Origin of the sequence: Myxococcus xanthus, from assembly GCF_006402735.1 — a bacterium.
GTDB lineage: Bacteria > Myxococcota > Myxococcia > Myxococcales > Myxococcaceae > Myxococcus > Myxococcus xanthus_A.
Genome location: NZ_CP017174.1, coordinates 5,400,949 through 5,412,778, shown reverse-complemented (window position 1 = coordinate 5,412,778; position 11,830 = coordinate 5,400,949). Strand labels below are relative to the sequence as shown.

Genomic DNA, 11,830 nt, shown 5'->3' with positions numbered 1-11,830 from the left:
ACCGGCTGGCGGAGATTTGAGGGCGAGGAACGGGGCAGCGGCGGAACGGGCCACGCCAGTCGTGGCGTGGACCCGAGGCGCTACTCCTTCTTCGAAGAAGTCGAGTCAGGGAGGTTCAGCTCGGCGCGCGTCGCGGCCTGGACGAGGCGGGCTTGCCGGGGCCGGGCCACCAGTGGCGGGGGGACGGCGGGCGAACTGGGTTGCTGGAGTGTCTCCAGGTGCTTCGCCAGCGCGTCGAGTGTGGGGTGCTCGAAGAGGACGCGGAGTGACACGTCCACCTTCCAGGACTCCTGGATGCGCGCCACCACCTGGACGGCCTTCATCGACTGGCCTCCCAGGTCGAAGAAGTTGTCACGCGCGCCGACCTGCTCCACCGCGAGGACGTCGCGCCAGATGGCCGCGAGTTGGACTTCCGTGGGCGTGCGTGGCGCCTCGTAGGCCGTCGAGGCGCGCTGGTTCGCCGACGGCGCGGGGAGCGACTTGCGGTCCAGCTTGCCGTTGGCTGTCCGGGGGAAGGACTCCAGCGTCACGAAGTGGCTCGGCAGCATGTACGCCGGCAGGTGAGACGTCAGATGCTGGCGAATCGTCAGGGCTTCGGGAGCGGGCTCGGCGCCGGGGCGCACGTAGGCGACGAGCTCCGCGTGGCCCGACACGTCCCACAGCTTTACGGCGGCTTCCAGGACGCCCGGCACCTGCGCCAGCCGGGCTTCAATCTCCCCCAGTTCGATGCGGAAGCCGCGCAGCTTCACCTGCCCGTCGCCGCGGCCCAGGTACTCCAGCGTGCCGTCCGGCAGCGCGCGCACCAGGTCGCCCGTGGCGTAGAGCCGGCCGCCCGGCACCTGCCCGAAGGGGTCTGGCACGAAGCGCTCCGCCGTCAGGTCCGGACGGTGGAGGTAGCCCTGCGCCACGCCGTGCCCGCCGATGTACAGCGCGCCCATCACGCCCATGGGCACCGGATGCATGGCCGCGTCCAGCACATACACCTGCGTGTTGCCAATCGGGCGGCCCAGGGTGATGCGGCGTCCCGGCTCCAGGCGCGTGGTGGTGGACCAGATGGTCGTCTCCGTGGGGCCGTACATGTTCCACAGGGACGCACCGCTCGAGCACAGCGGCTCGACCAGTTCGGAAGGGAGCGCCTCTCCACCGCAGAGGAGCTTCAGCGCGGGGCTGCCTTTCCACCCCAGCGTCAGCAGCATCCGCCACGTGGAAGGCGTTGCCTGCATCACCGTGGCGCCACTCTCCACCAGCGCCCGCATCAGCCGGGTGCCATCCACGGCCGTCTCGCGGCTGGCGATGACGACGCTGCCGCCCACGCTCAGGGGCAGGAACAGCTCCAGCACGGAGATGTCGAAGGCGACCGTCGTCACGGCGAACAGCGTGTCCTGGTCGGTCATCCCAGGCCCCCGCTGCATGGACGCCATGAAGTTGACGACCGCAGCGTGCGGCACGGCCACGCCCTTGGGACGGCCCGTGGAACCGGACGTGTAGAGCACGTAGGCCAGGTTCGTGCCCGCGAGCGTCACCTGGGGCGGCGTCGTGGGGGCGCCGGAGGCCTCGGCCAGCACCAGGCGCTTGCCACGATAGGCGGGGACCTGTGCGGCCAGCTCCGGCTCGGTCAGCAGCAGTGAGACGCCGCTGTCGTCCAAGATGTGCGCCAGCCGGTCCGGCGGATACAGCGGGTCCAGCGGCACATACGCCGCGCCCGCCTTCAGGATGCCGAGCAAACCCACGAGCAGCTCCACCGAGCGCTCCAGGAAGATGCCCACGCGGTGCCCCGGCTCCACGCCGAGCTGGCGCAGGTGGTTCGCCAGCCGGTTCGCCTGTTCATCCAGCTCCCGGTAGGTCAGGGCGCGCGACTCGAAGCGCACGGCGGTGGCGTCCGGGCGGCGCGCGGCCTGCTGTTCGAAGAGGCCGTGGAGGCTGTCGGGCAGGGGCAGGTCGAGCGCGGTGTCGTTCCACTCCCGCAGCAGTCGCAGTCGCTCGGGCTCGGTCAGCAGGGGCAGGTCGCTCACGGACCGGGTGGGGTTCTCCGCGATGGCCGCGAGCAGCGTGAGGAGGTGCCCGGACATCCGCGCGACGGTGGCCGCATCGAACAGGTCGGTGTTGTAGTTCAGCTCGCTGACCAGCCCCTGCGCCGTCTCCGCCATCGACAGGGAGAGGTCGAACTGCGTGGTGCCGCTCTCGAACTCCAACTGCTCCAACGTGAGGCCGGACAGCGAGAGGACCTCGGACGGCGTGTTCTGGAGCGTGAACAGCACCTGGAACAGCGGGGAGTAGCTCGGGTCACGCGGCGGCTGGAGCGCTTCGACCAGTTGCTCGAAGGGCAGCGTCTGATGCGCGTAGGCGCTCAGCGTGTCCTGGCGCACGCGGGCCAGCAGCTCGGAGAACGGACGCGCGCCGTCCACCTGGAGCCGCAGCGGCAGTGAGTTGACGAAGAGGCCGATGAGGGGCTCCGTCTGGGGCACCCGGTTGGCGATGGGCGTGCCGATGACGAGGTCCTCCTGCCGGCTGCCGCGGGACAGGAGCACGCCGAACGCGGACAACAGCGTCATGAACAACGTGGCCTCCGCCTCGCGGCTCCGCTGCTTGAGCCGGACGGTCAGCTCCGAAGGCACGGTGAAGCGATGGGTCGCGCCGTGGAAGCGCTGGTTCGCGGGGCGCGGCCGGTCGGTGGGCAACTCCAGCATCGCAGGGGCGCCGGCCAGGTGGTCGCGCCACCAGGAGAGATGCGGCTGGAGGTCGCCACGGGTGGCTCGCTCCTGCTGCCAGCGCGCGAAGTCGCCGTATTGCAGGGCCGGTTCGGGAAGCGGAGAGGGCTCGCCCGTGCTGAACGCGCGGTAGAGCGCCGCCAGTTCGCGGATGAGGACGCCCAGGGACCAGCCGTCGCAGGCGACGTGGTGGAGCGTGAGCAGCAGCACGTGCTCGCGTGGGTCCAACCGCAGCAGGGACATCCGGAGGGGCAGGTCTCGCGACAGGTCGAAGGGCCGGCCGGCCTCCTCTGTCGCACGCCGCCGGACCTCGGCCTGACGTGCGTCGGCGGGGAGGTGCTGGAGGTCCACCTCAGGCATCGTCACGGACGCGGGCGGCGAGACGCGCTGGAAGGGCTGGCCCTGGTGCTGCCCATAGCTCGTGCGCAGCACCTCGTGACGGCGGACGATTTCGTCCAGGCTCCGCTGAAGCGCGGCGACGTCCAGGGCGCCTTCGAGCCGCAGCGCGGCGGGCATGTTGTACGCGCCACCAGGCCCCTGGAACTGCTCCAGAAACCACATGCGCTGCTGGCCGGAGGACAGCGGCAACTCCCCGTCGCGAGGGCCGGCGGTGATGAGGTCCGCGGCGCTCTGGAGTGATTGGCCCACCTGCTGGAGGAAGGAGACCAGCTCCTCCTTACGGGACTTCATCTCTCCAAGCAGGTCGGGCGTCATCACGCCCGGCGGGGCGTTGAAACGCAGGCGCTCGCCTTCCATCCACAGCCGCACGTCGTGCTGGCGCAGCCGGGTCAACAGTCCGTCGATCGTGTTCACAGCTCCCCCTCTTCACGGCTCGCGCCGTTGACGCTGGTGTCCTCGGCAGCGCGTGACGCCCACAGGACGGTGTCCACGTGCTCCGCGAGCCCGGCGATGGTCGTCTGCTTGAAGAGCCGCTCCAGCGGCAGCTCCACCTTGAGCGCGTCCCGCAGTCGCGATGCCACCTGCGTGGCCAGCAGCGAGTCACCGCCCAGTTCGAAGAAGTCGTCGTGGATGCCCACGCGGGGCAGGCGCAGGGCCTTCATCCACACATCCGCCAGTGTCTGCTCGGTGGGTGTGCGCGGCGCGACGAAGGGACGCGTGGGCGCGCTGGCCTCCGGGTCGGGCGCGGGCAGCGCCTTGCGGTCCAGCTTCCCACTGGCCGTGAGTGGCATGGCCTCCAGGAGGACGAAGAAGGCGGGGACCATGTAGTCCGGCAGCTTCTCCAGCAGGAACTGGCGGAGCGCCGCGGGCGTCACGCTGCCCTGCGCGGAGGGCACCACGTAGGCCACCAGCCGCTTGTCATGTCCGGCCAGCGCGCCCGGCTCCTCGCGGACGGTGACGACGACCTCCTGGACGTGCTCGTGCGCGCTCAGCGCGGACTCGATTTCTCCCAGCTCGATGCGGAAGCCGCGCACCTTCACCTGGTGGTCGGTGCGTCCCAGGAACTCGAGCGTGCCGTCGGGCCGGTAACGGACCAGGTCTCCAGTCCGGTAGAGGCGCGCCGCCGGGTCGTCGCTGAACGGGTCCGGCACGAAGCGCTGCGCGGTGAGCTCCGGGCGGTTGAGGTAGCCCGCCGCGACCAGCGGTCCGCCGATGTGCAGCTCGCCCGCCACGCCGATGGGCACGGGGGAGCCGTGCCGGTCCAGCACGTAGCAGGGGCGGTTCGACAGCGGCCGGCCAATCGGGACGCGCGTGGCGCTCCAGCCCTTGGGGATGTCGAAGGTGGTCGCGGTGATGAGCGCCTCGGTGGGGCCGTAGGCATTGAGCGTGCGCACGTTGCCCAGCGGGCCGTGCTGCCACAGCTCCAGGACCTTGGGCAGCACGGTGTCGCCGCCGATGATGACCAGCCGCAAGTCATGGGCGCCGATGGCCGGCGGCGATTCGGCCCAGCTCTGCGTGAGCTGCTGCCAGTACGCCGTGGGGAAGTTCATCACCGACAGCCGCTGCTCGACGACACGCCGGGCCAGCTCCTCGGGCGTCCAGACCTGGTTGCCGCGCAGGACCAGCGTTGCGCCCGTCATGAAGGTCGGGAGAATTTGCTCCAGGGACGCGTCGAAGTTGAACGAGGCGAACTGCAACACGCGGTCGCGCTCGGTCAGCTCGAAGTGGAGCTGCATGTCTTGGAAGTGCACCGCCATCTGTCCGTGGCTGATGACGACGCCCTTGGGCTCCCCCGTGGAGCCGGACGTGTAGATGACGTAGGCGGGGGACGTGGCCGTCGCGGTGTTGGGCGGGTTCTCCGTGGGGCGGGACGCCAGCGTGACGGCGTCCGTATCCAGGTGGACGACCTTCGCGGTGTGCCCGGGCAGACGCTCCGCGAGGGCCTGCTTCGTCACCAGCACGGCCGCGCGCGCGTCATCCAGCAGGAAGCGCAGCCGCTCCACGGGGTGCGCGGGGTCCAGCGGCACGTAGGCGCCACCGGCCTTGAGGATGGCCAGCAACGTCACCAGCATCTCCGGCGAGCGGTCGATGAAGGCGCCCACCAGCACGCCCGGTCCGACGCCCAGTCCTCGCAGGTGGTGTGCGAGCTGGTTCGCGCGCCGGTTGAAGTCGGCGTAGGTGATGCACTGTCCGTCCAGCTCCACCGCGTGCACGCCCGGTCTCGCGGCGGCCTGCTGTTCGATGAACTGGTGGGTGAGCAGATCCTCCCGGTAGCCCACCTGGTTCTGGTTCCAAGCCACCAGGACCTTGCGGCGCTCGGCCGGGGTGAGCATCGGCAGGTCGGTCACGCGCGCTTCCGGTTGCTTGAGCGCGCCCGAAAGCAGCGTGCGGAAGCCCTGGGCCCAGCGGGCCAGCGTCGCGGCTTCGAACAGGTCGGTGTTGTAGTCGAAGTCCAGGACGAGCCCGTCCTCGGCGTCGATGACGTTCAGGCTCAGGTCGAAGGCCGCGTAGCGAACGGACTGCGGGACGAAGTGCGTCCGCAGGCCGTCCATCTGGAGGTTCCCCAGCGGGCGCTCCAGGTTGAACGTGACGCTGACGAGCGGCGTGTGGCTCGTGCTGCGCGGCAGTCCCAGGCGCTTGATGAGCAGGGCGAAGGGATAGTCCTGGTGCTCATACGCCTCCCAAAGCACCTGCTTGAGGCCCTGGACGTATTCGGAGAACGTCTGCTCGCCCTGGACGTGGCTGGCGATGGGCAGCAGGTGCGCGCAGTAGCCCACCATTCCCTCGCTGCCCTCCATTCCCCGGCCCGCGGTGGGGATGCCCACCAGCACGTCATCCTGGCCCGTCAGGCGGTGGAGGAACGTGGTGTAGACGGAGAGCAGCAGCATGAAGAGCGTGGACTGTTGCTGCGCCGCTGCCTCCCGCAGGGACTGGGTGGTGGCGCGGTCCAGCCGCAGCGTCTCCCGGGCACCCCGGTAGCTGCGGTGCGCGGGGCGGCCATGGTCGATGGGCAGCTCCAGCGCGGGTAGCGTCTCCACGCGCCGGCTCAGCCAGAAGCGCTCGTGGGCCGACTGCTCCTTGGTTCCGGCTTGCTCATGGAGCCACTGCACGTACTCGCCCCACTGCATCGCGGGCGGAGGCGGGCTGCTCTTGCCTCCCCGGAGCTCGGTGTAGCGGGCCGCAATCTCGCGGACGATGACACCCATTGACCAGCCATCCACCGCGACGTGGTGCGCGGTGAGGACGAAGACGTGTTCCTGCGCGCCCAGCTTCAGGAGGTTGACGCGGAAGGGCGCACCGCGGTGCAGGTCGAACGGTGTGTTGCTCTCCTGCTCGTACCAGGCGGAGAGGCGCTCGGCCTGCTCCGGCGCGGGCAGGATGGAGAGGTCGTGCAACGTCAGGGAAAGCGCCAGCGAAGCGGCCGCGGTCTGCTGCTCGCCGGACTCTTGGACGTGGATGCGCAGGGCTTCATGCCGGTCGACGACGTGCTGGATGGCGCGCTGGAGCAGCTCGCGCTGGAGCACGCCTTCGAGCCGCAGGCTCATCGACAGGTTGTATGAGATGGAGCCGCCGGGGTTCATCTGGGCTAGCACCCAGAGCTGCCGCTGCGCTTCTGTCATCGGCAGCGTGCGTGCTTCCACGAGGGTCGGCTCGGGCGGTGTCGTGCGTGGCCAGAATCCGCCCGCGCGCATGTCGGCCACCGTCTGGGTGACGGCGCGGACGATGGTGTCGAGGTCCTCGTCCGAGTGCGCGGTGGAGAGCATGCACGTGCGCCCCTCCCAGATGTAGATGCCGCGCTGGATGAGGTGGCAGAAGAACAGGTCCATCTCCAGCGACTGGTACAGGTAGCTGGTGTTGCCCGCGGCGGAGAAGCGCAGCACCGAGCCGCCGTGGACCGCCTCGATGGGTGCCTGCTCGCGCTGGAAGATGTCGTTGAGGCGCGCGACCAGCTCCGCGGCGCGACGGCTCAGGTTCTCCTGGAGCGCGGCCCCTTGGGCCTTGAGGTGGCTCAAGGTGGCCACCGTGGTCGCCATGGTCAGCGGGTGCTTGCAGAACGTGCCCGCGGAGAAGGTCGTCTCGACAGCGGGGTAGGACGCGTCACCGTAGTTCCAATCGCCCCCGTCGATTCGGTCCACGAAGCCGCCTCGGTCCGCGACGGCGCCAATGGCCATGCCGCCACCGAGCACCTTGCCATAGGTGACCAGGTCCGCCTCGATGCCGTACCACGCCTGAGCGCCACCCGGATGGAGCCGGAAGCCGGTGATGACCTCGTCGAAGATGAGGGGCACGCCTGCTTCGCGCGTCATCGTTCGCAACGCCTGGAGGAAGGCCCGTGGCTGGAGATTGGGACGGCGGCTCTGCACAGGTTCGACGAGGACGCCCGCCAGTTCGTGCAGGTGCTCGCGGATGAGCTCCAGCGTGCGGTCCTCACCGTAGGGCAGTACGAGGACGTCCTCGACGACCTTGGGAGACACGCCCGCCGCCATGGGCAGCGACTGGGGCTCGCCGTTGACCATGCGCCCCACCACCAGCGTGCCGTCGGAGTGGCCGTGGTAGGAGCCGGTGAACATCACGATTTTCGTGCGGCCCGTCGCGGCGCGCGCAAGCCGGAGCGCCGTCATCACCGCCTCCGTGCCGGAGTTGCAGAAGGTGACGCGCTTCATCCCGGTCAGCTCGCAGAGCAGCTCCGCGGCCTGTCCGCCCAGGTCCGACTGAGGGCCCAGCTCCATGCCCTCCGCCAGACGTTGTTGCAGCGCCTCCATGATGAAGGGCGGGTTGTGACCGAACAGGTGCACCCCGAAGCCCATGGAGAAGTCGATGTACTCGTTGCCGTCCGCGTCCCAGACCCGCGACCCCTTCGAGCGCACGCTGACGATGGGGTAGCAGACCTCCTTCAGCTCGGCGCGGAAGTTCATCAGCCACCGGACGTCGCTCCACTTCGAGCGGTAGCGGACGGCTGCTTCCTTCGAGCGCTTCGTGCGCGCGGTGTACTTCGCGATGAGCGCGTCCAGGTGACGCTGCTGCACCGCGGGAAGCTCGCGCTCGGGCGTTCCGGACTTCGGCCCCGCGCCAAATGGTGACGCGCCTCCAGCCTTCGCGGTGTTCGCGGGCGCTGCCTTGGGGGCGGGGGCTTCCTGCGCCGCGACGGGGAGCGAAAGCGGCGCTGAGGGACGTCCGCCCAGGAGCGCGAGCTGCTGCGCCATGAGCTGCAACTGCTGCTGGATGAGCTGCTCGACGGCGCTTCCCGGAGGCGCGGAGAGTGTGTTCGCGGCGGCGGGAGGCGCGCTCACGGGGAGCGGAGCGGGAACACTCGCCGCGGCTGGCGCGGGGCTCAAGGCGAAGCTCGCGGGCAGCGTCTGGTCGAGGTGGCTCGCCAGTGCGTCCAGCGTCGTCAGTTCCTCGAAGAGCTGACGGATGGCCAGCTTCACGCCGAAGCGCTTCTCCACGTTGCGGATGGCGTCCAGCAACACGAGGGAGTCGGCGCCCATCTCCAGGAAGGACATGCGCGGGTCGAGCTTCTCGGGAGGTGCCTGGAGCAGCAAGGCGACGACCGCGCGGAGCTCCGTGAGGAGGCGCTCCTTGCGTGACACGACGGGCGCTGCGGCAGAGGTCTGGGTCATCATCGTCGGGCTGTGGGCAGGGGAGGGGAGCGTGGAGTCCAGCAAGTACCGCTGACGCTCGAAGGGATAGGTGGGCAGCGGGACACGCCGTCGCGGGTGGTTCGCGTCCACTGCGCTCCATGGGATGGCGACGCCGCGCGTGTGCAGCGCACCGAGGCTGCCGAGCAGCGTCTCCCAGGCATCCTGCTGACGCCGCAGGCTGGGCAGCCACAGGCTCGCGCTCTCGGGCACGCAGCGCTTCGCCATGCCGAGCAGCGTGTCGTGCGGGCCCATCTCGATGAACAGCGCGGGGCCCGCCTGCGTCAGCGTCTGGAGGCTTTTGAAGAACTGGACGGGCGCGCGCGCGTGTCGTCGCCAGTAGGCGGCGTCGGGGGCCTGGGACATGCGCTCGCCCGTGAGGTTCGAGATGAGCGGGAGGCGTGGCGCGTGGGCGGGCAGGACGCGGGCCACCTGCTCGAAGCCATCGAGCATCGGCTCCAACAGTGGCGAGTGGAACGCGTGGGAGACGGTGAGCGGCCGTGACTCGATACCTTGAGCCTGAAGCGCCGTGATGATGCGCTGGACCGCTTCACGCTCACCGGAGATGACGACGTGCCGTGGCCCGTTGATGGCGGCGACGTCCATCAGCGGCTCGCCCTCCAGCGCCGTGCGCACCGTGGCTTCATCCGTCAGGACGGCCGCCATTGCGCCGTTCTGGGGCAATGCCTGGATGAGCCGGCTGCGCGTGGCCAGCAGGGCCAGTGCTTCCTCCAGCCCGAGCGCGCCCGCCGCGTGCGCGGCCGTGAATTCGCCCACGCTGTGGCCCATGACGGCGTCGGGCACCACGCCCCACGAACGCCACAGCTCCGTCAGGGCATGGCCCAGCGCGAACAACGCAGGCTGGGTGTAGCGCGTCTGGTGGATGAGCTGCGCGGTGGCGTCCGTCGTCGGAAACAGCACTGACAGAAGGGGGACATCCAGGTGCGGACGGAGAAGCGCGTCGCAGCGCTCCAGGGCTTCACGGAAGACGGGCGCGCTGTCGAACAGCTGCCGTCCCATGCCGGGGTACTGGGTGCCCTGGCCGGGATACAGGAAGACGATTCGCGGCGCTGCGCCACGCTGCGCCTCGGCCTGATGCAGCCCGGGCACATCATGCCCTTGGGCGAAGGACTCGAGCCGCGACGCCATCTCCGCATGCGAGCTCGCGGTGAGCGCGAGCCGATGCGGCCACGCATTCCGGCCGGTGTTCGCGGTGAAGCAGACATCCGCTAGCGCAGGTGCGTCCGGCCGGGAGAGGTGCTCCTGGTACTGCCGGGCCATGTTCCGCAGGGCCGCATCGCTCCGGGCGGACAGCGTCAGGACATGGCTGCCGCGCTCGGGGACGCGAGGTGCATCCGCGAGACGCGACGGAGGTTCGCTCAGGATGACGTGGGCGTTGGTGCCACCGAAGCCGAAGGCGCTGACTCCCGCGATGCGCGCGCCGGGCGCTTGAGGCCACGGCTCCCGGCGAGTTGGAATCGGGAATCGGCACGCATCCAAGGCGATGTGCGGATTGAGTTCGCGCAGGTGGACCTGCGGCGGAATCTCTCCATGGCTCAGGGCCAGCACCGTCTTCATCAACCCCGCGATGCCGGCCGCCGCCTCCAGGTGGCCGATGTTGCTCTTCGCCGAGCCGATGAAGCAGCGCTGCTCCGCCGTCCTCCCCGGTGACAGCACGGCGCTCAGGGCCGCAAGTTCAATCGGGTCGCCCAGCGGCGTTCCCGTGCCGTGGGCTTCGATGTAGCCAATCTGCTCTGGCGACAGCCGGGCCTGACGGAGGGCTTGCTGGATGACGTCCTGCTGCGCGGCGCCGCTGGGCGCGGTGAGGCCGTTGCTCAGCCCGTCATGATTCACTGCCGAGCCGCGGATGACGGCCAGGATGGGCGCGCCCGAGGCCAGCGCGTCCGACAGTCGCTGGAGGACGACGATGCCGCAACCCTCGGAGCGGACGTAGCCGTCAGCCGACGCGTCGAACGTCTTGCAGCGTCCATCCGCCGCCATCATCCCCGCTTGCGAGAAGGCGATGGTGAGCTCGGGCGACAGGATGAGGTTGACGCCGCCCGCCATCGCCAAATCACACTCGCGGCCGCGGAGGCTCTGACAGGCCAGGTGCACCGCGACGAGCGACGACGAGCACGCGGTGTCCACGGCCATGCTGGGACCTCGCAGACCCAACACGTACGACAGCCGGTTGGCCGCGATGCTGTGCGCGTTGCCAGTGCCCGCGTACGCATCCAACAACGAGCGGTCGCCGAACTGTCGCTGCGCGTAGTCGCTGGTGCTGATGCCGACGAAGACGCCCGTGCGACTGCCCTGGAGTCCCTGCGGTGCCTGTCCCGCGCGCTCCAGCGCCTCCCACGCGACTTCCAGGAGCAGGCGCTGCTGTGGATCCATCCGCACGGCTTCGCGGGGCGAGATGCCGAAGAAGAGCGGGTCGAACGCGCCGACGTCTTCAAGGAAGCCGCCCCATCGCGTGTTCATCGTCGCGGGCGTGGACGGGTCCGACGAGTAGAGGCTCGCCGCATCCCAACGGTCCGCGGGGACTTCGGTGATGGCATCCCCGCCGCGCTGGAGTAACGCCCAGAATGCCTCTGGCGTCGGAGCTCCCGGGAAGCGGCACCCCAGCGCCACCACCGCGATGGCTTCGTCCTGCGCGGCCTCGGTGACGGGCGTCGCGGGCGCGTGCGTCACGGGCGCGGTGCCACGGCCGAGCGCCTGGCTGAGCGCGTCGATGGTGGGGTGCTCCCACAGGATGGTGGGCGACACGTCGCGGCCCAGCCAGTCCGCCAACTCACCCGACAAGAACACCGCGTCCTTCGACGTCAGCCCGTAACGAACGAAGGGTTCCTGAGCGTCGACCTCTTCGGGCGCGAGCTCGGCGGACTCGGCCACATAGGCCCTGAGCCACGCCGCGATTTCGTCACGCGTGCGGTCTCCAGACACACCGGGGACCAGAGGGGAATCCACAGGGGCCTGTGAGACACCGAAAGATGGCTTCATCGAAACTCACGGACCTGAGGTGAAATCCTACAGATCTGGATTATTATGAAATCGTTCTGAATCCGACTAGTCTTGACGGAGTTC

2 protein-coding genes are annotated in these 11,830 nt (G+C 69.6%); both read right to left on the bottom strand.

The features are described from left to right. Positions 1 to 80: 80 nt before the first annotated feature. A complete protein-coding gene (locus BHS09_RS22175) occupies positions 81 to 3,521 on the bottom strand; it encodes a non-ribosomal peptide synthetase (protein WP_140798867.1) in 3,441 nt (1,146 codons plus the stop codon). Continuing rightward, entirely contained in the window at positions 3,518 to 11,746 is an 8,229-nt protein-coding gene (locus tag BHS09_RS22170; protein WP_140798866.1) for a non-ribosomal peptide synthetase/type I polyketide synthase, read from the bottom strand. The genes BHS09_RS22175 and BHS09_RS22170 overlap by 4 nt, the downstream gene beginning before the upstream one ends. Positions 11,747 to 11,830 lie beyond the last annotated feature (84 nt).